Source organism: Sphingobacterium bovistauri (genome assembly GCF_020295405.1).
In the GTDB taxonomy this organism is placed as follows: Bacteria; Bacteroidota; Bacteroidia; order Sphingobacteriales; family Sphingobacteriaceae; genus Sphingobacterium; species Sphingobacterium bovistauri.
Map to the genome: position 1 here is coordinate 26,859 of NZ_JADEYP010000009.1, position 26,557 is coordinate 53,415.

Consider the following 26,557-nt stretch of genomic DNA (forward strand, 5'->3'; position numbering starts at 1 on the left):
CAAATTATTTACTAATGAAATCTGACAACCTATATGTTCTTTAACTTATCAACTGGTCAAGCAGTATGTTAACAAATAATCAATCAAACCTTTTGCCTAAACATAATCTCTTTACTTGTTTTTTTAAACAAAAAAATAATACAAGTGTGTTAAAGCTGTTGTTTATAAGCTTGTTATTGTCTTTACTTGTGGGGTCTGCTTCTGCTGGCTTTCTGATCTCTTTGGACTGGGTTACAGATTATAGAGAAGAGCATCTTTGGATTATTTTGTTTTTGCCAATTGCCGGTTTTTCGGTTAGTTGGGTTTATTTGCGATACGGTAAGAATGTAGAGCAAGGAAATAATTTACTCATCGATACTATTCACGATGGAGGGGAGAGGATCCCTTTTCGCATGGCTCCGTTGATTTATATTGGCACAATTTTGACACATCTATTTGGTGGTTCTGCTGGACGAGAAGGGACTGCTCTACAAATGGCGGGTGCAATAGCAGACCAATTCTCTAAGCCTTTTAGACTATCCAAAGAGGATCGAAGTACGTTATTGTTGTCAGCGATAGCTGGGGGCTTTGGAGCTGTTTTCGGGACACCTTTGGCTGGTATGGTATTCGCGCTAGAGTTTAATCATTTAGGAAAACTAAATTATAGGGCTATATTTCCAGTTTTAATGACAGCTGTGCTATCCGATCAGGTCTGCAAATTGTGGAATGCTGAGCACACAGCATATTATATTGATATTGTACCTAAATTGACATTTGCGGGAATCGCGTATTCTTTGTTAGCAGGGATTATCTTCGGGCTATGTGCTACGGTATTTATCAGGTTTATGCATGAAGCTTCAAAATTATGGAAGCGATATATCGTATTTTCACCTTTACGTGCTTTGCTCGCTGGATTGTTTGTTGTGTCTGGTGTATATCTTTTAGGTACAACAAAATACATTGGTCTAGGTATACCAATGATTGAGTTGTCTTTTGAGCAGCAGCAATTGCCTTATGACTTTGCTTTGAAACTCCTATTTACCGTTGTTACGCTGTCTGCGGGATTCAAAGGAGGCGAAGTCACACCTTTGTTTTTTATCGGTGCTACGTTAGGAAATGCCCTGAGTCTTTTTATTCCCTTGCAAATGGGGTTGTTAGCCGGCATGGGATTTGTCGCAGTGTTTGCGGGAGCGACTAATACACCTATAGCTTGTACTTTGATGGCTATAGAGCTGTTTGGTGCAGACAGTGCTGTCTATGTTGCGATAGCTTGTGTAGTATCTTATATCTTTTCAGGAAAATTGAGTATTTATACCAGTCAACGCATGACGTAAATCCAATCAATTATTGCGTTTGTGTAACAATAATATTGTATTAAAGTAATTTGATATTGTATTTGTGTGAATAATTTAATTTTGCGCCCTGTTCACAATTAAACCTATGGAAGATAGTAGAAAGAAAATGTGGGATTTTTGGTATAATCATAATGAATACCAAAAGCAAAGAAACGAATCTGTTGAATACATACATTCAAATATTTTTTATTTCATTCTTGACTGTTATACGAATGAATTTGACTTTTTGAGTGAGAATATTGAATCTTTTGCTGGCTATTCAGTTAAAGAATTTAATATTGATGTATTAATAGATAATATTCATGAAGATGACCAAGAATTCGTAGCCAATTGTGAAAGGCTTTCGATTGATTATCAAAATACATTGTTTTATGATGAACATTTTAAGTACAGCTATAGTTATAGTTTTCGTTTTAATACTAGAGATAAAGGTTGTTTAGTTTTTAATCTCTCCTATGAAGCTTTGGAAGTTAATAATCAGGGGTATTTAGCAAAATCATTAGTCAGGGTAAAGGTGGAAGAGCTAGCTCCAGATTATAGGGTTGATAGGTTGTTTAGTATTTATGATAAGACGAATGCGATCAGTATTAACTTTAACAATATTAATAAATTAACAAAGCGCGAAAGGGAGATTTTAGACTTAATAAATAAGGGATTAACAAGTGCTGAAATAGCTAATAAACTTTTTTTGAGCAAAATGACAGTTGATACACATCGACGTAATATTTTGTACAAGACAGATTCGAGTAATTTTATTGATCTCTTAAATAAAATTAAAACAATTTAATATTCTTCATCAAAAATCTTTCACCAGAATAAAATATATTTAGGTTTTATCATTTGAGATATTGTTTTATTAGCATGGTTTTTACAAGTGTGAATATTGCTAATGAGGAAGCCACAACCTGAACTACTTAATTCAATAATTCGAGATATTTTATTTTTTCATGGTATTTCACCGAAAGACTAACGTCGATTATTTGTGCTATTACAGGACTTATATCATATTAATAATATGATTGCTGTAAATTCTGTGTCGGTATTATTGTGAGAGTAACTATCTTATTATCAGTTGTTAATGTGTGTTGTTCTATAGTTAAAAACAAGGTTTGTCGTCCCGATTTGGTTGAGGTACATAACGCTGTAATATGGTATTGCTTGATAAATAACTGGGTATTTATTCAGATCTAATAGTATTAGGCGAGTCATTGAAAATAATTGAAGTGCCCGAGTTTAGATTGGGTATAAGATGCTGAGTAAAGAATTAGAGTTGGGGTTTTTATTAAACTTATTGTTGAGATTGTTTTGTGTATTATATTTGATTATCAGTTAGTTGTTTGTTCTTTTTCTTATTAAAAAATTGAATTCATTTGGTAAGTAGCACCGTAAAGTAATCATAGAGAAATAACAGGAGCCATCTTATAAGGATGGCTCTATGTGTCTTTTATATAATTCCGTGTAGAGAAGCGCCTTTGACAGCTAAGCGTTCTATGTTTCGCTCTACGGTTTCGTTTTTTATTAAGTCTGGTGCATGATGCGGTTTACGTCTTGCGTCTATGATAACAGGGCCTTCGCATCCCCAATGCTTGAATTTTGTGAAGGATTTGATACCATATATATCATAGGCAGGATTAGACTTCGTAAAAGTATCCCATACAAAGTTGTTTTCGTTAGCACATGAAAAATCTGCATTGTTGACGAGGACGATCAGTTGAATACCTTCAAAGTCGACTTCTTTGGCTGCATTAGTCCAAGCCTCTAATACGTTTACCTCGTTTTCATATGAGGTGAAATCTGTGCCTTCTACAACTAAAATTCCAGGGAGTGCAATTTTTGCTTTATTGAAAGGGCGTGGTAAATCCAGATTAACAGGTAGCTCTTTTGCTAATTCACGCTTTTTTTCACCAGCGGCAGCGAAAACAACTTTAGAGCCAGCATTTAGGCCATCACCTGTGTAATCTAAGGTGTCAATTGTCGTATTGGTTTGGAAATGTAAATCACGTGTTAAGTCAATACGTTCCAATATATGTGTGAAAAATCCTTCTACGTTGTGAATGTCCAATTGCTGATTGTCTTCTGCAGCTGCTATAAATAAATATTTCGCTAAACTCAATTGATTCTTGCCTAATACTTGATTGGCAATTGTTAATATCTCTTGTGGTCTTTCAATTTTTTGGTATGGTGTGTATGATTCGCGTCCTATAGCAAACAGAAGTGGATGCACCCCTGCTGCATCTACTGCATGTACCGCTTTTAATCCATTGATCTCTTGTGGGATTGCCGAACCGGTAATCTCATGAATCAATGCACCGAAGCTCGTGTCTTCTTGTGGTGGACGACCCACTACTGTGAATGTCCAAATGGGATCCTTCTTATGGTATACATTATGGACCTTCATTAATGGGAAGTCATGTACTAAACTGTAGTAGCCTATGTGGTCACCGAAGGGTCCCTCAGGTTTGTTTTCATTTGGATAGACCGTGCCTGTAATGACAAAATCTGCATCTGCCGAAATACAGAATCCTTCTTCATCATAGAAATATCGGAATCTTCTGTTACCTAATGCACCAGCAAAAATCATTTCAGATAGTCCTTCGGGTAGCGGCATTACTGCAGAGAGTGGGTGAGAAGGTGGACCTCCTACAAAAATACTCACTTTAAGGGGTTTGCCTAAGGCATTCGCTTTCTGTTGATGTACACCAATTCCTCGGTGCAATTGATAGTGTAGTCCTATTTCTTTGTCTTGTATATAGTCATTGCCTGATAGTTGGATACGGTACATACCCAAGTTGGCTTTCATAATCCCTGGCTTGGAAATATCTTCGGTATACACTTGTGGCATTGTAACAAATGCACCTCCATCCATTGGCCAGTTAACAATTTGTGGGATTTTGCTGATTTGGGTTTTGCCATATAAGATAGGTGCTCCGGATTTTTTTTTCCAAGGTAGCGCACCTAAAGCAACTGCAGATGATCCAATGTATTGAAATGGATTTTTAAGAACCGCCGTAGGATCCATCTTCACATCTACCAGTTTTTTGATGTGGTCAAGGGTGTCTCTAAACATGAATTTCGAACGATCCAATGTGCCGAACAAATTCGATACTGCAGGGAACTCAGAACCTTTGATATTTTCAAACAATAATGCAGGGCCTTGGGCATCATACACGCGCATGTGGATGGCTGCCATTTCCAAATAAGGGTCTACTTCTTCTTTGATTCGTACTAAATGTCCATTTTTTTCTAAATCAGCTACACAGGCTGCTAAACTAGGATATCCCATGATATTCGAAATCTTTGTGATTTACAAAAATAGTAGAATATTTCACTATATCTCTACACAAGAAAGTAATGTAATCTATTATATTAGATCTGAGTGGTGAAATCCTTTGCTTTTGACTATCTGTATATTGTTAATTTTAGAATGATCGATCAGTTCAGATATATAATCAGCATAGGTGTTGTATGGTATGCCTGAGAAGTATTTATTACAGATTTTGGCAAAAGTTTTATTCTGAATGGTTATAATATGGTGTTTATTACCTTTGGCTAAGTGATTTTGATACATTTTCATAAGCTCTTCGATTTGAAAGCTTTGTGTACCTTCAAATTTGATATATTTATTGAGGTAGGTTGTAGACCAATTAATAGAACCTAGCCAACTCATTAAGTCTTTGATTTTGATAGGATTTAAAGTGATGCTTTTTGTGGGTTTGTAGAGGTAAATGAATCTGTTTTTAAGCATTTTGATCATGAAGTCTTCAAAAGAAGTCCCCTTGCCTATAGCGACATCTTTTAGAACAATAGTATAAGTCATTTGTAATTCCGTAAATAGCTCCTCAATAGTAGAAAGGTGCCTGCTATCATAAATAGTACTTACATATACAATTCTATTACAATTGTTTTTTTTTGCGAAATGAATGTAGTTCCGAATGGATAGAAGTTCGTAATTTGCTCCTACAGCATCATGAAGTTCTGGTGTTTGTGTAAAATAAAAAGCGACATGACAGTCGGGGATATGAATGTCTACGACATAAGGATTATAGCGTATGACATCCACGTTATACAATTTGGCAAGTGTCGGTTTATATAGTTTGCTAATTAAGAGTTCTTGGTCCCGGACGAGGCCATGGATTTGTATAGTATCACCCTGTAAATAACGCAGGGAAGCTTTTCCCAAGTACGAATTAAGTCCACAAGCCATCACATTCATAGGCCGAAAATAGTAAAATCTAAATTATGATTAATAACCTATAACACATTAAAATTGTTTTATATATTTTATTGTTAGAATAGTGTAATATTGGGTGATCGGTGTTTATTTATCCATATAAATACAATATCTTTACAATTCAGTATTCTAAGTTTAAGGGGGAATTCGCACGGATTTATAATGAGTAGAAAGGTAGTACTAGTATGGTTTCGCAACGATTTACGCACATCCGATAATGAGGTGTTGTATTCAGCCGTTGAAAAATCAGCTTTTGTTATTCCTGTCTATATTTTTGATCCACGTTATTATGCTGAGGGAAAGCATGGGTTTTCCTACACAGGAACTCTTCGTCAGCAGTATATTCTAAATTCAGTTGCATCGTTAAAAAACAAACTTCAATCTCTTGGAGGTGATTTATTGACTTTTGAAGGATTTCCTGAAGAAATTATCCCAAAGCTTGTTCAGAAATACGAAGTTGATGAAGTTTATCATCATCGTGAAGTAGCTCGTAGAGAAACACGTATATCTGAGCTTGTAGAAGAATCTTTGTGGCAGGTGAAACGTAACTTAAGACATTTTATCGGTCATACTATGTACCACAAGGAGGATTTGCCTTTTCCAATAAAGGATATTCCTAATGATTTCAATACTTTTAAAAAGAAGGTTGCAAAAGAGAGTTTTGTACGTGAATGTCTACCCGATATTGATCAAATATCTATTCCACCTCATTTAGAAAAGACTGAATTGCCGTTGGTTGCGAGTGATTTGGAAGCTTACGGTGAATTAGCTGCACAACGTAATATGTATTCCGTACTTGAAAATGTACGTAACGCTGAAGATTTTTATACGGTACTATCTCCATATTTGGCTTTAGGGGTACTTTCTCCAGCTCAAGCCTTTCATTTTTTCAATTCACGCCTGACCTCACAAAATAAGAAAAAGATAAATTTTATTCTAGATGGTCTGCTTTGGAGGGATTATTATCGCTTCATGTTGAAGAAATTTCCAAATTGTTATTTTAAGACATCTGCTGATGTTGAAGCGAATAATGAAATCTTGGCTACTTTCTTAGAAGGTAGGACTTCTGATACTAAAATTAACAGTTTGATTACTAAGCTTAATGGCGAGGGTATGCTGACACGCTCAGAGCGCGAGTATTGTGCTCTTTATTTTATATATGAACTCAAACAGCCTTGGTTGTTAGGTGCTGCTTATTTTGAACAACAATTAACTGATTATGCTCCCGCTAGTATTTATGGCTTTTGGTCACATGTGTCAGGGGAGGGAACTAGTATGAAAAATAATAGGTCTAATGACGATTGGAATAAAATAGAAAAGTTAAAAGAGCAGGTGGTCTGAGTTTGAAAATTATCCATTAAAGCCAAAAATATTTTAATGGATAAAACTTTGATTTTTATGCTAGAAAAACTATAATTTCAGTACCAATAACTGCTTTTTTATTCCTAAATTTGGCAAATTATTTAGACGATAACTTATATAATGGATAAACTGACATATTTGAGTAACGCCGATTCAAGCTATATTGACGGCTTATATCAAGCTTACAAACAAGATCCAAATTCGGTAGATTTTGGGTGGCAAAAATTTTTCGAAGGATTTGAATTTGGTCAAAGTTCTGAAGGTGTAGTGGTTGAGGATGAGAATGTTTCAGAGCACGCACTAAAAGAAATCAATGTGTTGAATATGATTCACGGTTACAGAGATCGTGGTCACTTATTCACGCAAACGAATCCTGTTCGTGAGCGTCGTAAATATTACCCAGGCAAAGAATTAGAAACTTTTGGTTTGTCAGAAGCAGACATGGATACTGTTTTCAATGCAGGTATTGAAATCGGTATCGGTCCAGCAAAATTGCGTGATATTCGTCAATTAATTGAAGATACATATTGTCGTTCGATTGGTTCGGAATTTAAATATATTCGTAATCCAGAAAAAATCAAATGGTTGCAAGATCGCATGGAAGCAGATCGCAACCTGCCTAAATATTCAGTAGAGCAGAAGAAACGTATTTTACAAAAAATCAATAGAGCGGTAGTTTTTGAGAGCTTCTTAGGGACAAAATTCTTAGGTCAAAAACGTTTTTCTTTGGAAGGTGCTGAAAGCTTAATTCCTGCATTGGATTCTGTAATTGAAAAAGGTGCTGATCTAGGTGTTCAAGAATTCATGATAGGTATGGCTCACCGTGGTCGTTTGAATGTTTTGGCAAATATCATGGGGAAACCTTACAAAACTATTTTATCTGAATTCGAAGGTAAAATGTACAAACAAGAAGATCCTGAGTTGCAATTTGGTGGTGACGTGAAATACCATTTAGGATATTCTTCAGATATTAAAACAGATAGTGGCAAAAGTATCCACTTGTCATTGGCACCCAATCCATCACATTTAGAAACAGTAGCTCCAATAGTTGAGGGGGTTGTTCGTTCTAAAATTGATATGAAATATGATGGTGACTCTTCAAAAATTGCACCTATCTTGATTCATGGTGATGCAGCTATTGCTGGTCAGGGTTTAGTGTACGAGGTAACTCAAATGTCTAAACTAGATGGTTACAAAACGGGTGGTTCTATTCACATCGTGATTAATAATCAAGTCGGTTTTACGACAAACTATAAAGATGCACGTTCAGGTACTTACTGTACAGACGTCGCTAAGATCACTTCTTCTCCAGTATTCCATGTGAATGGTGATGATGCTGAAGCAGTAGTCTATGCGATTAATTTAGCCGTTGAATACCGTCAAAAATATAAAACTGATGTATTCGTTGATTTATTGTGTTACCGTCGTTTTGGTCACAATGAAGCTGATGAACCTAAGTTTACACAACCTTTGTTGTACAAATTGATTGAAAAGCATGCTAATCCAAAAGAAGTTTACGCTAAAAAATTGGAAGCAGAAGGATCAATCGATTCTAAATATGCGAAGGAAGTCGAAAAGGAATTCAAAGATTATTTACAAACACAATTGGATGCTGCTAAAGCTGTAGAAGTTTTAGAAGATGAGGTTCCAATGTTTGGTGGTGCTTGGAAAGGCTTACGTCCAGCTAAAAAAGCTGATATTTTTAAAGCTGTTGATACAAAAGTTGACGATAAAGCATTTTTATCTTTAGCTAAGGAAATTACTTCTTTACCAAAGGACAAAAAATTCTTCCGTAAGATTTCTAAATTGTATGAAGATCGTGCCGCGATGATTGAGAAAGATTCGTACGATTGGGCAATGGGTGAATTGATGGCTTACGCTACATTATTAAATGAAGGTAAACGTGTACGTATTTCTGGTCAGGATGTTCAACGTGGAACATTCTCTCACCGTCATGCAGTTTTGACTTTAGAAGATTCGGAAGAAAAATACGCTCCATTAGCACAAGTAAATGGTGGCGATAAATTCAATATCTACAACTCATTATTGTCAGAATATGGTGTTCTAGGTTTTGAATACGGTTACGCATTAGCTAACCCTCAAGCGTTGACAATATGGGAAGCACAATTTGGTGACTTCTACAATGGTGCTCAAATCATCGTTGACCAGTACTTGACTTCTGCAGAGACAAAATGGAAGCGCTCGAATGGATTGGTGATGATGCTTCCTCATGGTATGGAAGGTCAGGGACCAGAGCATTCTTCGGGTCGTATCGAAAGGTTCTTAGAGTTATGTGCAAATGATAACTTAATCATTGCAAACTGTACTACACCAGCGAATTATTTTCATTTATTGCGTCGTCAATTAGTACGTGATTTCCGTAAGCCTTTAGTCGTGTTTACACCAAAATCATTATTGCGTCATCCAAAAGTTGTTTCTTCATTGAATGATTTCACAAGCACTAATTTTCAAGAAGTGATTGATGATACATCAGTAAAAGCAGCTTCAGTAAAACGAGTGTTATTCTGTACTGGTAAAATCTATTACGAATTGCTAGAACGTCAACAAGCTGAGAAACGTACAGATATTGCTATTGTTCGTATAGAACAATTGTACCCTTCTCCTGTAGAGCAGTTGCAAGCTATTCATAAGAAATATAGCAAAGCAAAAGAATTCATTTGGGTTCAAGAAGAAAATGAAAATATGGGAGCATGGCCTCATTTCTGCCGCAAATTCAGAAGAACTGATATTGAGTTTACTGATGTGATCGCAAGAACTGAAAGTGGAAGTCCTGCAACAGGTTATATGAAACAACACGTTGCTCAACAAGAAGCAATTATTAATAAAGCATTTGCATAAACAAAAATAGAAGACTTGCGTTGTAATAGAGTACTATTACAACGTTGGTTTTAAATAATAGACACATGAGCTTAGAAATCAAAGTCCCTACAGTTGGTGAATCAATCACCGAAGTAACATTAGCCCAATGGCTAAAACAAGATGGCGATTACGTCGAAATGGACGAAAACATTGCCGAATTGGAATCAGACAAAGCTACATTTGAATTACCGGCAGAAAAGGCTGGTATTCTACGTATCATCGCTCAAGAAGGTGATACATTAGAAATCGGTGCTGTAGTATGTAGTATCGAAGATGGTGATGCTCCTGCTGGTGATAAAAAAACTGAGGCTCCTGCAGCATCTGCTGCTCCGGTTGCTAAAGCAGAAGATGCATCAGAGAATCCTGACTCATACGCTGCTGGTACAGCTTCTCCAGCTGCCGCTAAAATATTAAGAGAAAAGGGTATTGATCCTTCCACAATAAAAGGAACGGGTAAAGATGGTCGTATCACGAAAGAGGATGCAGAAAGAGCACAAGCTAAACCAGCAGCTCCTAAAGCTGAAGCAAAACCTGCAGCAGTTGCAGCTGCTCCAGTAGTAGCTGGCGCTCGTAATGAACGTCGTGAGAAAATGAGTTCTCTTCGTAAAACTATTGCTAAGCGTTTAGTTTCTGTGAAAAATGAAACTGCAATGTTAACTACATTCAATGAAGTAAACATGCAGCCAATCATGGATTTGAGATCTAAATATAAAGATGTTTTCAAAGAGAAGCATGGTGTAGGTTTAGGTTTTATGTCATTCTTCACTAAAGCTGTGACTACAGCATTGAAAGAATGGCCTGCTGTAAATGCACGTATCGAAGAAAACGAAATTGTATATTCGGACTTCGCAGACGTTTCAATCGCTGTTTCAGCACCTAAAGGATTAGTCGTTCCGATTATTCGTAATGCGGATCAACTTTCATTACAAGGTATTGAAAAAGAAATTATCAATTTGGCGACTAAAGCTCGTGATAACAAATTGACAATTGATGAGATGACAGGTGGTACATTCACTATCACGAATGGTGGTGTATTTGGATCTATGATGTCTACTCCAATCATCAACGCACCACAGTCAGCTATCTTGGGTATGCACAATATTGTACAACGTCCAATTGCTGAAAATGGTCAAGTTGTGATTCGTCCAATGATGTATATCGCTTTGTCGTATGATCACCGTATCATCGACGGCCGTGAGTCTGTAAGCTTCTTAGTTCGTGTTAAACAATTATTAGAAGACCCAGCTCGTTTGTTATTAGAGGTGTAATGAGAATTTAATATATAACAAAAAGCTCCATTATTTGATGGGGCTTTTTTGTTATATGCATAGTTTAAGTTGATGAGTTTTGTTTAATAAATAGTGTAATTTATGTTTATTATTTAAAATTTTATCCTAAATTTACGGATCATTCCGAAGACATTAATCTTATTAACCAAAACCTATGAAAAAAATTTATAAAGTACTGTTGGGAGTACTTGGTGCTATTATTCTACTCGTGTTCGTATCTGGAGCCTTTTTATCATTCTTCTTACCTAATGTCGGTGCAGCACCTGAAGTAACTTTAGAATATTCAACAGAAAGAATCGAGCGAGGTAAATATCTAGCTAATCACGTGACAGTATGTATGGATTGTCACAGTACGCGAGATTGGACGAAATTTTCAGCTCCACTCGCTGGAAATTTGGGTGCAGGAGGTGAAAAGTTTAGTCATGAAATGGGTTTTCCGGGCACTATTTATTCCTCTAATATAACGCCTTATAATTTAAAACTTTGGACCGATGGAGAACTTTTTAGAGCGATTACTACTGGTGTAGATAAAGACGGAAAAGCTTTGTTTTCTGTTATGCCGTATCATAATTATGGACAAATGGATCAGGAAGATATTTATAGTATTATAGCATATTTGAGATCGCTAGAATCAATTGAAAGTTCGGTTGAAGAAAGAAAACTTGATTTTCCTGTAAGTTTGCTAGTGAATACCATGCCCGCTAAGGCTAATCTTGCAACCATACCAAGTGAGTCAGATCAGGTAGCATATGGTGGATATTTGATAAATGCTGCTGGATGTGTTCACTGCCATAGTCAAACAGATAAGGGAGCTTTGATTAAAGGAACAGAATTTGGAGGGGGAATGGAATTTATTCAACCTGCAGGAATAGTACGAGGAGCGAATATAACAATGCATAAAAGTAAAGGTATCGGAAGCTGGACTATGGAGACTTTTGTACAGCGATTCAAACAATATGTTGATAGTAGCTACAAGGCTCAAGAATTAAGCCCTAATGACTGGAATACACCCATGCCATGGATAATGTATGCAGGAATGAAAAACTCTGATTTAGAAGCTATATATACTTATTTAAACTCACTCGAGCCCAAGGATCATACGGTGGTTAAATTTGAACCGCATAGGAAATAACAAAAGAGGGAAGATTTTAGAATCTTCCCTCTTTTTTACGCCTTTATTTTTGTAATACTTGTTAATTATACGTTGGTTTAGCCATGAATTTTATCACTTTGATATGTGACATGAATGCCTGCCAAATTGTTTGATATTCAATATACGTAACATTATGTTCTATGCATGTCTCACGTACGATTTTGTTTAAAGCTGGATAATGTACGTGACTTATTTTTGGAAATAAATGATGCTCAACTTGAAAGTTTAAGCCGCCCAATAACCAAGTTAATACTTTACTTTTCGTAGAAAAATTTGCTGTTGTTTGCAATTGATGTATCATCCATTCTTCATCGACCTTCTCTTGGGATTTGAATGCTGTTCCATCTACGACATGAGCTAGTTGGAATACAATTGCTAAACAAAGACCACATACTACTGCAGCGATCAACAATCCTATTAATGCTTTAGCCCATCCTAACACTGCGATAGGGATGACTAAGAATAATATAAAATGAAATATTTTAGATGACCAAAATATAATTTTTTCTTGTAAAGGAAAGTGGAATATATCTGCATTTACAGACATTCTTTGTCTGAAGTATTTTTCATAATCTTGGTAAAAAATCCACGCTAAATAAGAAATACTGTACAAAAGAATGAAATAAATATGTTGGTATTTATGGTGTTTTTTCAATTGTTGATCATGGTGGATACGCATGAATTTAATTTCAATATCGTGATCTTCACCATCAATATTGGTAAAAGTATGGTGCGCAATATTGTGTTTTAGTTTCCAGAAATAGATATTTCCACCGAGTAGGTTTAGACTATAGGACAGGATAGTATTTAATCTTTTATTCTCAGAGAAAGAGTTGTGACCTGCATCATGCATAATATTGAAACCGATAGCCGCTAGATTGACACCAAATATCACACATAATATTACACTGATGATCCAGTGTGGTTGCACAAAGACAAGAATACTATAAAGAAGTATAAATGTTAATAAGAGTACAGATGCCTTAATGAATATTTTTCTATTTCCTGTCTTTTTAGTGAAAGTACTGCTGAAGTAATTATTTGTTTTCTGTTTAAGAGTCTTTGAGAATAAAGAACCCTTTTGATTAAACTTTACGGTTTGATTCATTGTAATTTTAAAAGTATACTAAAGCAATACAATTTGCTTTTTAAATTATCTAAATATAATGATAACTAACTAACTTTTATAATTAGCTCTAAAAATACTCACATTATTTTTTGTAATCAGCATAGGATATCAATAAAAACTTTTTTTAATCTATGATTAATATTAGACTTTCTGTTTAGACGATTTAACCTTGTTTAAGTTGATGTCTTGAGGTGATTAATGTATTTAATGGTGTCATATGTGAGATTCGCGCAATTCAATATTAATGGTCGTCTGTTTTTTTTCAGGCATTGTTACAGTTAAATTTATTTGTCTTATAGTTGTTGCACAATAAATATTTTAATTCGAAATAGATTAGATTTCTACGCTTTTGTATTATCTTTAGATAAGTTTTTTAAAACCAATTATATTGGCATGCACCTATTTAGATGAAGAAATTAATTTTAGTTGAGAGCATTCTTGTTGGGAAATTTTCATTTCAAGGGTATATAGTGGATAAAGGTGAAAATATGATCGCTTATTCCATATTTTTAATAGACTCTGATGTTGTTTTGGTAGAGTTGATAGCTGATGCGAATAGAGATGTGCGTCTCTTGGTAAATATGGACGCATTTTCGTACATAAATGCAAATAAGACACAAGACAAGACATTGCGCAAATTGTATTTTTCAGAATTTTACAATTTTATAATAGCAAGTGAAAAGAAGGCTTCATATATGATCTTCAAAAAGAAAAAACTTAATTATATTAAAAATTCATCTGTAATCATTGATATAAAAAAAATATATATCAATGATTAGACCTTAAGTTGTGCTGGATTTCTAACTATTACGAGCAGGACAGTTCTTTGTTACTTATTGATTAGTTTTAAATTTCAATCAATTTGTTAGCGATAATCAATATCTAATTATGATACGTTCTGTTTTTAAAGTTCTTGCCCCGGTGGTATGCATATTTCTTGCTACCGAAGTGTACGGCCAAAGTTCATATATTTCTTCTGTTTGGCAACCTGAATTAGCCAATGGGAAATACAAAAATCCAATACTATACTCGGATTATTCTGATCCTGATGTGTGTAGAGTAGGAGATGATTTCTATATGACCGCATCAAGTTTTAATGCGGTACCAGGTTTGCCAATTCTCCATTCCAAAGATATGATTCATTGGGAAATTATCAATCACGCTATTCCTAGGTTGGAAGCATCCGAAGGAATACCTATTGACTTTTTTAATAAAGCACAACATGGTAATGGTGTTTGGGCTCCTTCGATACGCCACCACAATGGAGAATTTTATATTTATTATGGTGACCCTGATTTCGGAATCTTTATGACTAAAACTAAAGACCCTCGCGGTAATTGGGAGCCATTAGTATTGGTCAAAGCAGGAAAGGGATTAATAGATGCTTGTCCATTTTGGGATGATGATGGAAATGTGTATCTGGCACATGCCTATGCTGGAAGCAGGGCAGGGATTAAGAGTTTGATAGCTGTGTCTAGATTAACTACAGATGGTAAAAAAGCTGTAGGTACAAGTAAAATAATATACGATGGACATGAGCTGGATAAGACCATAGAAGGACCAAAGTTTTATAAACGTAATGGTTATTATTATATATTTTGTCCAGCAGGAGGTGTTGCTACAGGTTGGCAGACCATACTGAGGTCAAAGGATGTGTTTGGGCCATATGAGCGTAAAGTCGTATTAGCGCAAGAGGATACAGATGTGAATGGGCCACATCAAGGTGCCTGGGTGAATTCCCCCGATGGTAAAGATTGGTTTTATCATTTTCAAGATGTAGGTGTAGTAGGGCGTATAGTTCATTTGCAACCTATGAAATGGAGCAATGATTGGCCGGTTATTGGTGAGGATAAGGGACAGGATGGTATAGGTCGACCGGTTAAAAGTCATGCCAAACCAATTGCTAATACTGTCAAAAAGCACCCTCAAGAATCGGATGAATTTAATACTAATGCTTTAGGTTTGCAGTGGCAGTGGCATGGAAACCCTGAAGATTGGTGGCATTATACCAATGTAAATAGTGGTGTGCTGAGTTTGTATTCAGTCGCTATTCCTCAGTCGTACAAAAATCTGTTTGATGTTCCGAATTTATTGTTACAGAAAATTCCTGCACCAGAATTTGTAGCTACCACAAAATTAGATTTTAAACCAAATCCGCAAGCCAAGAAGGAAAGAAGTGGATTAGTAATAATGGGGATGGATTATGCAGTTTTGGCTGTTGAATATGAGTCTGGTAACTATAAATTGGCACAAATAGAATGTTATGGTGCTGAAAAGGGGAAACAAGAACTAGTCAATGAAAGTGTAGCATTACAAAATGGACAAATTTATTTGCAGGTTAAATATATAAAAGATAACACCTGTCAATTCTATTACAGTTTAGATGGGAAGGATTTCAAATTGTTAGGTAAATCTTTCAAAGCAAGAGAGGGGAAGTGGATTGGCGCTAAAGTAGGTGTTTTTTGTTCTCGCTCATTCCCATTAAATGATGGCGGACAAGCCGATATTGACTGGTTTAGAATGAGTAAATAATTTTAGTAAATTAGTTAGATATCATTATTTTAGTAGTATGATCAATTTAAACGAATATTTTGAAGGAGCCGTTAAATCATTGGCTTATGAAAATGGTGGAAAGTCTACCGTGGGAGTTATAGATACAGGTGAGTTTGAATTTGGAACGTCAACTCCAGAATCGATGCTTATTATTGAAGGGGAAATGAAAGTGCTACTTCCTGGGCAAGGAGATTGGCAACTGTTTTCAGCTGGACAACAGTTTGAAGTAGCTGCTAATGCTTCATTCAAAGTAAAAGTCAGCACTCCGACTTCGTATTTATGTAAATATAAATAATCATATTACGGATATAAGGGGTAGTTCTTTTATATCCGTTTTCGAATTTTATTTGAAAATATTAGCCAATTTAGTAAATATACTTTCTGGTAATTCTATATACAATTCGCTGTCTTTTTGTTCTAATCGATAAATTGTTATGGCATTGTATTGTCCTAAGGCTCCTTTTCCATCACCAAGGGCAAAGCTATGCCTGTGGTATGGGCAAATAAGTCTTCCATTCTCACACCATCCACCAGTAAAATTAGCCCCTGCATGAGGGCATTTTATGGAAGTAGCATGCCATTTTTCTTCATGATAAATTAAACAAAAGTCTTTTCCTGCCAACTTAATTTGCTGTATAGCTTTTTTAGAGTCAATAGCTGAGTGAGGTATTTTGTGCCATGTCATATTAGGTTGAAAATAGGAGAAGTGGAAAGATATATTTAATTGGAATAAATTAAGTTTAAAATTTAGATTAGCTCTTATAATTGCTTGTTTGTTGTCTTTTAAGAGGGTTATTTTACTCTTTTAAATTCAAGAGTGTCATTGTAGCTTCTATTATTTGATATAATTATGAGTGAGGTTTTGTCTAACTTTATTATATCAAAATCCAATAGTTCACCTTCATAATGAATGTATATTTTTTTTTTATCATCTGATAGTGAGTAATCATGGTTTGTTGTAGCATTACCATTCCACCCCGCAATAGCTCCTCCCCACTTTCCATTCAATCTTATTCCTCTAATGCCTAAATTGGCTGTATCAAAAACAAAAGAATACTCTTTTATATCACCTAAAAAACTATTATCAATAGAGGTTTTTAATTCCCATTTTCCAAATATTGGTTCTTCGGGATTAAAATCTATTTCACTTTTCGAGCATGAAAATATTGTCATTAAAATAAGTAGTAGGCCGAATAGTTTTTTCATATAGTTTATAATTTAGTTAATATAAAAGTAAAAAAAGAAATTATTTTTTGAAGATATTGTCAAATGAAGTGATGATGAATTGTTGCAATTACAAAAGCCTAACGGTTAGGTTAGGCTTTTGTGAATAAGCTGTAAAATATGCTGGCAATTAATGGAATAATAAATATTGATAAAATTGTTTCCAATGGACATTCTTTAAATTCAAACCCATGACTAAATTATAAGCCAATAATAATTATACCTCCAATAGCTAAAAGGTATTTAAAGTAATTTTTAATAAATCTTAACCCTTTAGATTTATCTTGATTATCAATTGTTTTGTTAATGTCCATAATCTAAAATACTAAATAGTTTCGAAATAAAACTTAACCTCAATCTCTTTTTCTTCTAGTAAACCATAACGCTTTGCAAATTTGTATTGGGTGCTATCTCTATTTAATGAGGTAATGAATCCTCCTATGATTTTACGAAAGCTATCCAAAGACATGCTCTTTACGATATTGCAACTAGGGCAAGAGGGATTGAAGTTTTCTAAAGTATTACGTTCGGGATGTTCGCACTTACCATTCCACCAATTACGTACAATTGGCTCTATATGATCAGCGTGCCAACGTTCTCCGAGAAGGTTGCTACAATAAGCGCAACGACCTTGATATTTTTCTTTCAGTGTTTGGTGTTGAATTTTTGAACGTTTCATGTTGATTTATAGGTGATTAATGATTTAAGTTGTTATATTTGATTAAACTAAAAATTATGAACCTATTGTTTTTTAACCTTACCGGGATAGATATCATGATATTGATGATTCCATCCATTTTATTTTTATATTCATTTTACAAACTTATTGTCGATAAATATCTAACAGCTAATGAGCGATTATTTTGGATTATCATTTTCCTTATTTTTAATATTTTAGGAGCAATCGCATATTGGGTTTGGGGGAACAATAAAAAGCGTACTATAACTTCTTAAATAAACACCAATTACCAATATTAATATCTATTCCTTTTGATTTTAGAAGGGGGTGGAGTTGTTCTATGATTATATACTTCTACTTTTTAGTCTAACTTCATCAACAAGAATTACTCCCATATCTTTTAAATAGTCCATTAATTCAGCAAGGGTTTGATGTCTAGTTATTTTAATTATATTATGAAGTTTTTCACCATCTTCAACTAAATGAATGCATCTAGTATGTTTAAAGCTGTACAAAGTTTCACTATTATTGATGCCTAATTTCTTTTTTATAGGAACAAATTGCTTTCTAAAGTAGCTTTCATATGCTGGTTTCGGTCAAGGTTTCCCGTCAATTGTAAAAATGTAATCGAATTTATTATATCGATCCAAATTCATATCGAGAAGAATGTTTAGGAACTCATCGTCAACAGGTATATATTGGGTTTTATTTATTTTTGAGTTTTCGGATGGCACTTGAATTAATTCTTTTAAAATTGATTCCTTTTTCCGAAAGATATACTTTAAATTTACTTAAGCTATCGTAATAAACTTCGTAGGTGTTTTTTTCAATACTGATTTTACGAAATCTAAATAATCGTCAAAGCATCTTATAGTATTATATCTATCGTCAATGTATTGATCTGAATATTTGAATTTATCATAGGGATTGAATCCGGCAAAAAAAAGTTCAGAAATTGCTTCTTTTACTTTTTTTAGTTGTGCAGATCTTTCTTTTTTGGTATGAATGGAATTAATTGTATTAAAGACTTTAAATCTTTCATACAATTTGCCATTAGTTTTTCGAAGCTCTTCAGGGATTAAATAATTGTAAGAAACAAACCATATTTGGTAATATCTCCAATGTATCGTAAGAATTAATCAGCTTGTAAGAAGGTATAAGTGTCCGTGATTTGTCAGGACGTATTCTAACAAGCTGATTATCAATTTTTCTAAGTGGAGTCGGAGGCACTTTTTATGTGTGTTTTTACGAATTCTTGTGTTTTATTATCTTGTTTAATGTGTTGATATATAGTTGGTTAGGGTTCTTTTGTATTCTTTTATATTTTTAGGTATTTACAAAAATTGGGTGTAAATTTGGGTGTAGATTATAACCCTTTACCTAAAAATGATAATCAAACGTAACATAATTTTCTCACTGGAGAAAAGAAAAAAGAATAATCTTGAAGTAGTAGAAAATCTTCCAATTCGAGTTCGTATTATATATGCTGGAGAACGTCTTGATTTGTCTACTGGGTATCGTGTGGATTTGAATAAATGGGATGAAGGAAAGCAAAGAGTAAAACCTTCTACAACGAATAAATTAAAACAATCTGCAAGTGAAATTAATGCTTCCTTAACAAAGATTGAAAGTATTATCCAAGATCTTTTTAAAGCCTACGAGGTGAAAGAAGAAATACCTTCTTTGCAAACACTTAAAGAAGATATAAATTTAAAGTCAAAAATTCAAGCTCCATTAGTTGAAAATAAATCTACAAATATCAATTTTTTTGAAACCTTCGATGAATTTAAACGTGAATGTGCTAAAGAAAATAATTGGACCTTGAGTACGATAAAGAAATATACTACGTTACGAAATAACCTAAAAAAGTTTGACCGTCGTATTTCGTTGGATAGTTTTGATCATAAAAAGCTTGATAAATATTTAGATTACTTGGTTACCAAACATAAATACAAAAACACGACTCTAGAAAAGCATTTGAAATTTCTCAAAAGATTCTTAAAGTGGGGGGTAGGAAAAAAATATATTGCAAATGATGCTTACAAAGATTATTCTCCAAAAATTAAGAAGGTAAGTAAAAAAGTAATCTTTTTGACTAAGGACGAAATAGATAAAATTAAAAAATTTCAAATACCTGCTGAAAAACAATATTTAGAAAGAGTTAGAGATGTGCTAATCTTTTCTTGCTTTTCAGGAATGCGCTATTCTGACCTCTATGCGTTAACTTGGGATGACATGAAATCAGATTCGCTAGAATTTATTACAAAAAAAACTGATGATAAAATAATTGTAGAACTTAATAATCATACACGTGCGATTATTGAAAAGTATCGTTTTACACGCTTTCCTAAAAATAAAGTTTTGCCTGTTATATCGAATCAAAAATATAACGATTATTTAAAAGAGCTTGGTGAGCTTATAGGTTTTAAAGATCCTATAAAAGAAGTTTTTTTTCAGTGGTAATGAGCGCTTGGAATCTATAAAACCGTTTTACGATCATATAACCTCGCATATTGGTCGTAGAAGTTTTATTTGTAATGGATTATATATGGGGATCCCAGTTCATATTATGATGAAATGGACAGGACATTCAGATTACGATTCAATGCGCCCATATATCGACACAGTCGATTCAATGCGCTCGAAAGCTATGGAAATATTTAATAAGATGTAAATGATGACAAAATCAATTTATGATGTACTGAATACAGTTGACTTATATATTAGAATTACAGAGTCAATTTATTCAAAGAATAATCCATTTTGGGATGAAATAGTTGATGTGCAAAAAAGGGTGATATCAGTTTTAAGCGATAAGGATTTAAACGCAATTATTTTAAAGGAGATCGTTGATTCTTCAGATGAGGTGTATTTAAATATGCATAGTGTTGTTTTAAATAAAAAGCAACGACTGTTAGAATTCATAAATCTTCATACTATCAAAATTGATGAAGATATATTCCTAGATGTATTTGAGCGTAAAGAAAGTATTTTGAATAATGAATATCGGACACAATTAAAGAAAACAACAGCAATAAGACAAGAGTACGAGTCTTTTGATAAAGCATTTGAATCTGCTACTTATAGTATGTCGGAAAACGAACATAGATTATTAGGAGCAAAAAAGGCTCAGGAGCAGAAGATTTTGAAGCCTAATTTCATTCTTCAAACAAACATATTAGATGAACTCTATTCTCGCAATAGAAAATTTATACATGAAAATATCAGGTACATAAAATCATATCATATTGATTTATTAGGTTACTTAGATGATTTAATAAGTGTATGTTTTATAAGGAAAGTAAAAATCAATTCAAATAATGAACCTGATGATTTAATTTTGAATGGAAGTATTTTACCTAATTCTAATGTCTTTCATAATATGTATGCAGTATTAGCTGATGACGTTTTTGAACAAATTGAACGAAATTCATTTGTTAATATATTTCAAGGGCATCATTCTAAAACCAAATTGAAAATTAGAAAGGGCAACGTACAAAATGCGTATTTTATATTGTACAACTTATCTGAATATTTGGTAAAAGATAATTCCAAGAATTGGTTAGAACATGTAATATATCATATAGAATGGACTGAAGAATGGTCATTAGAAAATATACTTGTCAAAATTCGAAAGAAAAGAAAAGGCGCATCAGAAGAAATAAAGGAGAAATTAGCGCAATTAATTTATATAGATCCACAGGAATTTAAGTAAACATCTATTTTATACCTTTTGGGGTATATAAAATGTTAAATATATAATTTTTATACCCGATTTGATATAAAAATATAATTTTACGTATATTTATATCAGAAAAGGTATAATTATGGATTCAATAAGATTATTTGTTAAGCATAAGCGTAAAGAGTTAAAACTTACGCAAGAAGATTTAGCATTGAATGCAGGAGTTGGGTTACGTTTTGTACGTGATTTGGAGCAAGGAAAGAAAACACTTCGTTTAGACAAAGTTAATGATGTGCTAGCGCTATTTGGTAAGGAAGTAGGAGTTGTAGATATAAATAGAGAATAATGGCACGTCAAGCAAAAATATTATATCAGGATCAATTAGCTGGTTATCTAATCGAAGGTGATGGAGGGTATGTGTTTAAATATGATGAGCAATATTTAAAGTTAGATAATGCTAAACCAATTAGTTTAACATTGCCACTTTCAGCGTATCCTTTCCATAGTAACGTGCTATTTCCTTTTTTTGATGGTTTAATTCCAGAAGGTTGGCTTTTGGAAATTGGGGAGAAGCATTGGAAGCTAAATCCCAGAGACCGTTTTGAATTATTAATCAATTTATGTAGAGATACAATAGGTGCTGTATCCGTTTACCCGATAGAGGAGGAAAACAATGGCTAATTGTTTGTTTTGCTATAAAACCATTGAAACAGCGGAGTATCACTCATCTTGTTCTAAAAAATTCTTTGGTACTGCTGTGGTTCCACAACTTGAATTAGATCGTGAGAAATTAAATAAGCTGGCTCAAATAACTGTTAATGAGAGATTGGCATTAACAGGAGTTCAACCAAAAATATCGTTGACTTTAAAAGGAGAAAAGGGAAGTAAACGACTAACCTTAGTAGGACTTTGGGGAGATTATATTCTAAAGCCTCAGTCAACTGATTATGCTTATATGCCTGAAGTGGAAGACCTGACTATGCACCTGGCCAAACTGTTTAAAATTGAGACCGCAAGTCATGCACTTATACGTACTTCAGAAGGTGATTTGGCATATATTACGAAAAGATTTGACCGAATAAAAGGAAAAAAAGTTCACATAGAAGATTTATGTCAGTTATCCGAATTACTCACCGAACAGAAATATAAGAGTTCATACGAACGTGTAGGAAAGATTATTAAGCAATATGCATCTAATTCCGGTTTGGATGTGATTAAATATTTTAAGTTGGTGCTTTTTTGTTTTCTCACGGGAAATAATGATATGCATTTAAAGAATTTTTCTTTAATGCATTCAGATGATGAAATTTTACTCACTCCAGCTTATGATTTATTGAATGTAAACCTAATCTATCCAAAAGATAGGGAAGATTTAGCACTGACTTTAGGTGGTCGTAAATCAAAGATTAAGCGATCAGATTTTGATCAATTTGCTATGAGCTTAGGTTTGTCTGATGTTGTTCGAGATAATTTGTATAAAGAATTTTCAAAACAGACTAAGAAAATTGCTGAACTTATTGATAGAAGTTTCTTGCCTGATGATTATAAAGTTCAATACCTTCAAATTTTTGATAATAAATTGAAGCAAATAGGGATTTAGTTTTTATGATTATCAAGGTTTTGAAGAAACATATGAATATGGTTAAGCAATATTTTATATTGCAAGCATATAATAAGCTATTGATAGAATTCGCTTATTAATATGTAATTACGATTAAGATTAGCCTCAACATTAAAAACGTTGAGGCTTTTTTCGTGGTTTTAAATCTCCTTAAAATTCAATATTTAAGACTTTTAGATGTTTATGTATAATCTTGCACCAAAGGTGCATTTTTTATTTTAAAAATTAATTATAAACACCTGTTATTCAGTTGTATAAAATTTAATGTAGAGGTGGGTTGCACTCTTGTGCACCTATATATCCATTTACCTTAGTACCATGTTCTAGAATGAAAATAAGGCTGATGTACACAGCTAATTATTAAAATTTAAATCTTGAAACATGGATATACATTCATTATTAAAAAAGCCAGTCGCCATGATGACTGGGGAAGAGCTAATAGCTTTGCAGGCGGAAGCTATTAAGCAAATTCCAAAAGAAGAAATTATCAAAACAATTCCAGAATTTGAGTATGGATTGAGTGGCATAATGCGAATCTTCAGTTGCTCTAAATCAAAAGCTCAACGATTAAAGGATGGGATAATAAAGGGGGCAATTGATCAAGATCAGCGAACTATTATTATCGATGTAAAGAAAGCTTTAGAATTATTTCAAGCGCATTCGAGAAATAAAAAGGGGAGGTTGGTATGAGTAAAGTATTCAATATGCTGGCGATTAAGTCAGCTAATCAAACGCTCGCTGATGCAGCATTACTTCCTGATCCGATTTTCTTATACGAGCCACTGATTGTTCAGGGGGAAGTTACCATATTATTTGCTGATACTGGCATAGGTAAAACAGCTTTAAGTGTTCAAATTGCCATTTTTATAGCAAGTAAGTACAAGCTATTGTATGTAGATCTAGAGTTGACAGATAAGCAATTTGAAAAGAGGTATCGTAATGAAGATGGTAAACATTTCAATTTTCCATCAAATTTCTATAGAGCAACTTATGAAATATTAAGAGAAGTACCAGCTGATATTCTCTATGAGGATTTCTTTATTAATTCTTTAAAAGAAAGAATTAAAGAGTTTAATGCTGAAGTTGTTGTAATCGATAATATGACAAAAGTAGTATCAGGCTCTACTGATAGTGCAAAAAGTACAATACCCATTATGAATGCTCTATCAGCAATGAAGTTTGAAAAAGGTATTACTTTTTTAGTACTAGAACACAATAAAAAAGTTGATGAATGGAGGCCAATTAATCTGAATGATCTTCAAGGTTCTAAAATGAAGTCGAATTTTGCAGATTCTGTTTTCACAATCGGTCGTTCAGCGTTTGATAAAAATCTGCGCTATATCAAGCAATTAAAAGTCAGAAGTGGAGAGCTACTCTATGACGAAGAGAATGTCTTGGTTTGTGAGTTGACCACCAAGAGTGGATATTTGGGTTTTACAGAAATAGGTTACAGGGGTGAACGAGATTTACTAAAATCTCAAGATTCATCAAATTATGAAGATAAGATTCAAGAAGTACTTCAATTAAAAGCTGAAGGAATGAGTAATGTTCAAATAGCTCGTCAGATTGGTAGAAGTGAGGGGACAATTCGAAATTGGCTAGATAAAGCTAATTACTAAATGTAAAATTCTCGTAGGCTCGTAATTCTCGTAACATTCGTAATTTAAAAATATTACGAGGTATTACGAATACTGCGAAATAATCTAAAATTTTATGAATATCAATAATGTAATTGATGACTATTTGTCATTAAAGGGGATATTCTCAGCTCTAAAATATACGATCTATATAATTTTTAATGCGCCATATAGTAAACATCGTAATACCTCGATTGACTTACAAGGAAGGATATTTAAGGATTTCGAAATAGCTATTGGTGAAAGCTTTAAAAAAATAAAAATTTTTCTGGTTAGTAATAAGGCAAAGGTTAGCTCTATACAAAAGAAATCTAAATCTTTATCGCACCAGTTCCAAGATTGGTGCGATATCTATAATGGCTTTGTAGATATGAATGATTTCTTAAAATCTAAGGAAGAAAATAGATAGATGTTACAATCCGAATATCTTAAATAATCTAAGTAATTAAATAGGAGCAAGGTTGTGTTTTGGTGACCCCAAAACTGATAAGCTCCCGATGGTCACAGCTAAAAAAAAGTAATCATGATAAATATTAGTAAAAAGGGGGGAAGACCTTTAATCGAAAATAAAAAGAAGTTCAGAATCAATGTTCGATTTGATGAGTTAGAATATAAAAAAGTTTTACAAAATGCCATAATTGCTGGTATGAGTAAATCTGAATGGGTGCGCAAATCTGCAATTCTTCGTAAGGTTGTTCCCAGGTTTACAGAAGAACAGCTCAAAGCATTAAGGGCTATTACAGGAGTTTCAAACAACCTTAATCAGCTTACGAAAATGGCACATCAATCAGGATTACAAGACATCGCAAATCAATGTCAGAATACAATCATACATATTAATTATTTTATCGATAAAATATTACACCATGATAGCCAAGATAATTGAAGGAAGATCATTTGGAGGATGTGTTGCTTATGCCTTAAAGAAAGATAGTGAAATTATTCATTCAGTAGGACTGCGGACAGAAAATGTAAAAACCATTATACAAGATTTCAATTTTCAAAGAATGCTGAACCCTAGATTGGGCAAAGCCGTTGGACACATTATACTATCCTGGAACACTGCAGATAAGGATATGCTCAGCAATGATATCATGGTATCATCTGCCAAACGCTATCTTTCCAAAATGGGCATTAGGGATACACAATGCCTGATGGTTAGACATTATGACCGTAAGCACGATCATATACATATTATTTATAATCGGGTCAACGATCATGGTAAAACGATATCAAACAGTAATGGACGGTATAAGAGTTTTAAAGCCTGTAAAGAATTGAATACTCTATACGGTTTTAAACAATCGGAAGGCAAAAAAAATGTAAACAGAGGTAGATTAAAAGGTAGCGATCTTATAAAGTATCAGATCCATGATACCGTAAAAGCAGGCATCAAAGCCTGCAAAAATTGGATTGAACTAGAAAAATATATCAAATATAGAGGAGTTGCAATTCAATTCAAATACAGATCGGGATCAGACGAAATTCAGGGGATTTCATTTTCTAAAGACGGACAAGTATTTCGAGGTTCTGTAATAGATCGTTCATTAAGCTTCGGACAAATAGACAAGGCTCTATATAGCATAGTTAAAACAGAAGATTTACTCCAGACAATGGAAAACATCCAATCAGTAGAAAAATCTATGGATCACAGTATGACCAGTGGAATTGGTGAAATTACATCTGAACTATTCTCTATCCTTGAAATCTCACCAGAACAGGAAGATCCTTTGAGAAAAAAAAGAAAAATGAAAGAAAACAATTCATTTAAACGTTAAAG

27 protein-coding genes are annotated in these 26,557 nt (G+C 33.7%); 20 read left to right on the forward strand and 7 right to left on the reverse strand.

Features of this window, described 5'->3' with window-relative positions:
• Positions 1 to 146: 146 nt before the first annotated feature.
• The gene (locus tag IPZ78_RS06335; protein WP_225552156.1) at positions 147 to 1,313 is read left to right on the forward strand and encodes a voltage-gated chloride channel family protein; all 1,167 of its coding nucleotides are present in this window, start codon (positions 147 to 149) and stop codon (positions 1,311 to 1,313) included.
• Positions 1,314 to 1,419: 106 nt separating this feature from the next.
• Positions 1,420 to 2,121, forward strand: coding sequence for a response regulator transcription factor (locus IPZ78_RS06340; RefSeq protein WP_225552157.1), 702 nt, complete (start codon positions 1,420 to 1,422; stop codon positions 2,119 to 2,121).
• A 657-nt stretch (positions 2,122 to 2,778) separates the two neighbouring features.
• Here IPZ78_RS06340 and IPZ78_RS06345 read toward each other — a convergent pair.
• A complete protein-coding gene (locus IPZ78_RS06345; protein WP_225552158.1) occupies positions 2,779 to 4,617 on the reverse strand; it encodes a UbiD family decarboxylase in 1,839 nt (612 codons plus the stop codon).
• Positions 4,618 to 4,695: 78 nt separating this feature from the next.
• A complete protein-coding gene (locus IPZ78_RS06350; RefSeq protein ID WP_225552159.1) occupies positions 4,696 to 5,547 on the reverse strand; it encodes a hypothetical protein in 852 nt (283 codons plus the stop codon).
• Positions 5,548 to 5,727: 180 nt separating this feature from the next.
• On the opposite strand from IPZ78_RS06350, the gene IPZ78_RS06355 reads away from it, so the two are divergent.
• The 4 genes from IPZ78_RS06355 (at position 5,728) to IPZ78_RS06370 (ending at position 12,228) form a co-directional block, all read left to right on the forward strand.
• Positions 5,728 to 6,906 (forward strand): deoxyribodipyrimidine photo-lyase, encoded by a 1,179-nt coding sequence (locus tag IPZ78_RS06355; protein WP_225552160.1) that lies wholly within the window; start codon positions 5,728 to 5,730, stop codon positions 6,904 to 6,906.
• 141 nt (positions 6,907 to 7,047) lie between these two features.
• Positions 7,048 to 9,786: a 2-oxoglutarate dehydrogenase E1 component gene (locus IPZ78_RS06360; protein WP_225552161.1), complete on the forward strand. Its 2,739-nt coding sequence runs from the start codon at positions 7,048 to 7,050 to the stop codon at positions 9,784 to 9,786.
• Between the two features lie 65 nt (positions 9,787 to 9,851).
• Positions 9,852 to 11,075, forward strand: coding sequence for a 2-oxoglutarate dehydrogenase complex dihydrolipoyllysine-residue succinyltransferase (odhB, locus tag IPZ78_RS06365; protein ID WP_225552162.1), 1,224 nt, complete (start codon positions 9,852 to 9,854; stop codon positions 11,073 to 11,075).
• A 175-nt stretch (positions 11,076 to 11,250) separates the two neighbouring features.
• Positions 11,251 to 12,228 (forward strand): c-type cytochrome, encoded by a 978-nt coding sequence (locus IPZ78_RS06370; RefSeq protein WP_225552163.1) that lies wholly within the window; start codon positions 11,251 to 11,253, stop codon positions 12,226 to 12,228.
• A gap of 61 nt (positions 12,229 to 12,289) precedes the next feature.
• Here IPZ78_RS06370 and IPZ78_RS06375 read toward each other — a convergent pair whose 3' ends face one another.
• Positions 12,290 to 13,357 carry a fatty acid desaturase family protein gene (locus IPZ78_RS06375; RefSeq protein ID WP_225552164.1) on the reverse strand — a complete coding sequence of 356 codons (1,068 nt, stop codon included), beginning with the start codon at positions 13,355 to 13,357 and terminating at the stop codon, positions 12,290 to 12,292.
• 428 nt (positions 13,358 to 13,785) lie between these two features.
• Here IPZ78_RS06375 and IPZ78_RS06380 point away from each other — a divergent pair, with 428 nt between their 5' ends.
• The 3 genes from IPZ78_RS06380 (at position 13,786) to ppnP (ending at position 16,226) form a co-directional block, all read left to right on the forward strand.
• Positions 13,786 to 14,157 carry a hypothetical protein gene (locus IPZ78_RS06380; protein ID WP_225552165.1) on the forward strand — a complete coding sequence of 124 codons (372 nt, stop codon included), beginning with the start codon at positions 13,786 to 13,788 and terminating at the stop codon, positions 14,155 to 14,157.
• Positions 14,158 to 14,266: 109 nt separating this feature from the next.
• Positions 14,267 to 15,910, forward strand: coding sequence for a glycoside hydrolase family 43 protein (locus IPZ78_RS06385; protein ID WP_225552166.1), 1,644 nt, complete (start codon positions 14,267 to 14,269; stop codon positions 15,908 to 15,910).
• A gap of 37 nt (positions 15,911 to 15,947) precedes the next feature.
• A complete protein-coding gene (ppnP, locus tag IPZ78_RS06390) occupies positions 15,948 to 16,226 on the forward strand; it encodes a pyrimidine/purine nucleoside phosphorylase (RefSeq protein WP_225552167.1) in 279 nt (92 codons plus the stop codon).
• 48 nt (positions 16,227 to 16,274) lie between these two features.
• Here the strand turns inward: ppnP and IPZ78_RS06395 are convergent, their stop codons facing one another.
• The 3 genes from IPZ78_RS06395 to IPZ78_RS06405 form a co-directional block, all read right to left on the reverse strand.
• On the reverse strand, positions 16,275 to 16,616 hold the full coding sequence (locus IPZ78_RS06395) for a Rieske (2Fe-2S) protein (protein ID WP_225552168.1): 342 nt from the start codon (positions 16,614 to 16,616) through the stop codon (positions 16,275 to 16,277).
• Between the two features lie 107 nt (positions 16,617 to 16,723).
• Positions 16,724 to 17,137: a hypothetical protein gene (locus tag IPZ78_RS06400; RefSeq protein ID WP_225552169.1), complete on the reverse strand. Its 414-nt coding sequence runs from the start codon at positions 17,135 to 17,137 to the stop codon at positions 16,724 to 16,726.
• Between the two features lie 343 nt (positions 17,138 to 17,480).
• Entirely contained in the window at positions 17,481 to 17,834 is a 354-nt protein-coding gene (locus IPZ78_RS06405) for an HNH endonuclease (RefSeq protein ID WP_225552170.1), read from the reverse strand.
• 104 nt (positions 17,835 to 17,938) lie between these two features.
• Here IPZ78_RS06405 and IPZ78_RS17340 point away from each other — a divergent pair, with 104 nt between their 5' ends.
• Complete coding sequence (locus IPZ78_RS17340) at positions 17,939 to 18,109, forward strand: PLDc N-terminal domain-containing protein (protein ID WP_225552239.1); 171 nt, start codon at positions 17,939 to 17,941, stop codon at positions 18,107 to 18,109.
• Between the two features lie 516 nt (positions 18,110 to 18,625).
• Here the strand turns inward: IPZ78_RS17340 and IPZ78_RS06415 are convergent.
• Positions 18,626 to 18,880, reverse strand: a complete 255-nt coding sequence (locus tag IPZ78_RS06415; RefSeq protein ID WP_225552171.1) for a hypothetical protein — start codon at positions 18,878 to 18,880, stop codon at positions 18,626 to 18,628.
• A gap of 340 nt (positions 18,881 to 19,220) precedes the next feature.
• Here IPZ78_RS06415 and IPZ78_RS06420 point away from each other — a divergent pair, with 340 nt between their 5' ends.
• The 10 genes from IPZ78_RS06420 to IPZ78_RS06465 all read left to right on the forward strand — a co-directional run bounded on the left by IPZ78_RS06420 (position 19,221) and on the right by IPZ78_RS06465 (position 26,555).
• Complete coding sequence (locus IPZ78_RS06420) at positions 19,221 to 20,297, forward strand: phage integrase SAM-like domain-containing protein (protein WP_225552172.1); 1,077 nt, start codon at positions 19,221 to 19,223, stop codon at positions 20,295 to 20,297.
• A 211-nt stretch (positions 20,298 to 20,508) separates the two neighbouring features.
• Positions 20,509 to 21,549: a hypothetical protein gene (locus IPZ78_RS06425; protein WP_225552173.1), complete on the forward strand. Its 1,041-nt coding sequence runs from the start codon at positions 20,509 to 20,511 to the stop codon at positions 21,547 to 21,549.
• A 112-nt stretch (positions 21,550 to 21,661) separates the two neighbouring features.
• A complete protein-coding gene (locus tag IPZ78_RS06430) occupies positions 21,662 to 21,865 on the forward strand; it encodes a type II toxin-antitoxin system Y4mF family antitoxin (RefSeq protein WP_225552174.1) in 204 nt (67 codons plus the stop codon).
• On the forward strand, positions 21,865 to 22,200 hold the full coding sequence (locus IPZ78_RS06435; protein WP_225552175.1) for a HipA N-terminal domain-containing protein: 336 nt from the start codon (positions 21,865 to 21,867) through the stop codon (positions 22,198 to 22,200). The genes IPZ78_RS06430 and IPZ78_RS06435 overlap by 1 nt, the downstream gene beginning before the upstream one ends.
• Entirely contained in the window at positions 22,193 to 23,119 is a 927-nt protein-coding gene (locus tag IPZ78_RS06440; RefSeq protein ID WP_225552176.1) for a HipA domain-containing protein, read from the forward strand. The genes IPZ78_RS06435 and IPZ78_RS06440 overlap by 8 nt, the downstream gene beginning before the upstream one ends.
• Before the next feature lie 402 nt (positions 23,120 to 23,521).
• Entirely contained in the window at positions 23,522 to 23,830 is a 309-nt protein-coding gene (locus tag IPZ78_RS06445; RefSeq protein WP_225552177.1) for a DUF3853 family protein, read from the forward strand.
• Positions 23,827 to 24,759, forward strand: a complete 933-nt coding sequence (locus IPZ78_RS06450) for an AAA family ATPase (RefSeq protein ID WP_225552178.1) — start codon at positions 23,827 to 23,829, stop codon at positions 24,757 to 24,759. The genes IPZ78_RS06445 and IPZ78_RS06450 overlap by 4 nt, the downstream gene beginning before the upstream one ends.
• Before the next feature lie 94 nt (positions 24,760 to 24,853).
• Positions 24,854 to 25,186, forward strand: coding sequence for a hypothetical protein (locus tag IPZ78_RS06455; protein WP_225552179.1), 333 nt, complete (start codon positions 24,854 to 24,856; stop codon positions 25,184 to 25,186).
• 114 nt (positions 25,187 to 25,300) lie between these two features.
• Positions 25,301 to 25,663, forward strand: a complete 363-nt coding sequence (locus IPZ78_RS06460; protein WP_225552180.1) for a plasmid mobilization protein — start codon at positions 25,301 to 25,303, stop codon at positions 25,661 to 25,663.
• Entirely contained in the window at positions 25,644 to 26,555 is a 912-nt protein-coding gene (locus tag IPZ78_RS06465) for a relaxase/mobilization nuclease domain-containing protein (RefSeq protein ID WP_225552181.1), read from the forward strand. Before IPZ78_RS06460 ends, IPZ78_RS06465 begins: the two co-directional genes overlap by 20 nt.
• Positions 26,556 to 26,557: the final 2 nt, after the last annotated feature.

What these genes read in the sequence shown, in the direction of transcription:
- IPZ78_RS06435 (WP_225552175.1), top strand. Translation starts at nt 21,865, where the DNA reads ATGGCACGTCAAGCAAAAATATTATATCAGGATCAATTAGCTGGTTAT.
- IPZ78_RS06340 (WP_225552157.1), top strand. Translation starts at nt 1,420, where the DNA reads ATGGAAGATAGTAGAAAGAAAATGTGGGATTTTTGGTATAATCATAAT.
- IPZ78_RS06465 (WP_225552181.1), top strand. Translation starts at nt 25,644, where the DNA reads ATGATAGCCAAGATAATTGAAGGAAGATCATTTGGAGGATGTGTTGCT.
- IPZ78_RS06355 (WP_225552160.1), top strand. Translation starts at nt 5,728, where the DNA reads ATGAGTAGAAAGGTAGTACTAGTATGGTTTCGCAACGATTTACGCACA.
- IPZ78_RS06430 (WP_225552174.1), top strand. Translation starts at nt 21,662, where the DNA reads ATGGATTCAATAAGATTATTTGTTAAGCATAAGCGTAAAGAGTTAAAA.
- IPZ78_RS06345 (WP_225552158.1), bottom strand. Translation starts at nt 4,617, where the DNA reads ATGGGATATCCTAGTTTAGCAGCCTGTGTAGCTGATTTAGAAAAAAAT.
- IPZ78_RS06425 (WP_225552173.1), top strand. Translation starts at nt 20,509, where the DNA reads ATGATGACAAAATCAATTTATGATGTACTGAATACAGTTGACTTATAT.
- IPZ78_RS17340 (WP_225552239.1), top strand. Translation starts at nt 17,939, where the DNA reads ATGATTCCATCCATTTTATTTTTATATTCATTTTACAAACTTATTGTC.
- IPZ78_RS06350 (WP_225552159.1), bottom strand. Translation starts at nt 5,547, where the DNA reads ATGAATGTGATGGCTTGTGGACTTAATTCGTACTTGGGAAAAGCTTCC.
- IPZ78_RS06455 (WP_225552179.1), top strand. Translation starts at nt 24,854, where the DNA reads ATGAATATCAATAATGTAATTGATGACTATTTGTCATTAAAGGGGATA.
- IPZ78_RS06380 (WP_225552165.1), top strand. Translation starts at nt 13,786, where the DNA reads ATGAAGAAATTAATTTTAGTTGAGAGCATTCTTGTTGGGAAATTTTCA.
- IPZ78_RS06450 (WP_225552178.1), top strand. Translation starts at nt 23,827, where the DNA reads ATGAGTAAAGTATTCAATATGCTGGCGATTAAGTCAGCTAATCAAACG.
- IPZ78_RS06405 (WP_225552170.1), bottom strand. Translation starts at nt 17,834, where the DNA reads ATGAAACGTTCAAAAATTCAACACCAAACACTGAAAGAAAAATATCAA.
- IPZ78_RS06370 (WP_225552163.1), top strand. Translation starts at nt 11,251, where the DNA reads ATGAAAAAAATTTATAAAGTACTGTTGGGAGTACTTGGTGCTATTATT.
- IPZ78_RS06440 (WP_225552176.1), top strand. Translation starts at nt 22,193, where the DNA reads ATGGCTAATTGTTTGTTTTGCTATAAAACCATTGAAACAGCGGAGTAT.
- IPZ78_RS06375 (WP_225552164.1), bottom strand. Translation starts at nt 13,357, where the DNA reads ATGAATCAAACCGTAAAGTTTAATCAAAAGGGTTCTTTATTCTCAAAG.
- IPZ78_RS06360 (WP_225552161.1), top strand. Translation starts at nt 7,048, where the DNA reads ATGGATAAACTGACATATTTGAGTAACGCCGATTCAAGCTATATTGAC.
- IPZ78_RS06420 (WP_225552172.1), top strand. Translation starts at nt 19,221, where the DNA reads ATGATAATCAAACGTAACATAATTTTCTCACTGGAGAAAAGAAAAAAG.
- IPZ78_RS06400 (WP_225552169.1), bottom strand. Translation starts at nt 17,137, where the DNA reads ATGAAAAAACTATTCGGCCTACTACTTATTTTAATGACAATATTTTCA.
- IPZ78_RS06460 (WP_225552180.1), top strand. Translation starts at nt 25,301, where the DNA reads ATGATAAATATTAGTAAAAAGGGGGGAAGACCTTTAATCGAAAATAAA.
- ppnP (WP_225552167.1), top strand. Translation starts at nt 15,948, where the DNA reads ATGATCAATTTAAACGAATATTTTGAAGGAGCCGTTAAATCATTGGCT.
- IPZ78_RS06395 (WP_225552168.1), bottom strand. Translation starts at nt 16,616, where the DNA reads ATGACATGGCACAAAATACCTCACTCAGCTATTGACTCTAAAAAAGCT.
- IPZ78_RS06385 (WP_225552166.1), top strand. Translation starts at nt 14,267, where the DNA reads ATGATACGTTCTGTTTTTAAAGTTCTTGCCCCGGTGGTATGCATATTT.
- IPZ78_RS06445 (WP_225552177.1), top strand. Translation starts at nt 23,522, where the DNA reads ATGGATATACATTCATTATTAAAAAAGCCAGTCGCCATGATGACTGGG.
- odhB (WP_225552162.1), top strand. Translation starts at nt 9,852, where the DNA reads ATGAGCTTAGAAATCAAAGTCCCTACAGTTGGTGAATCAATCACCGAA.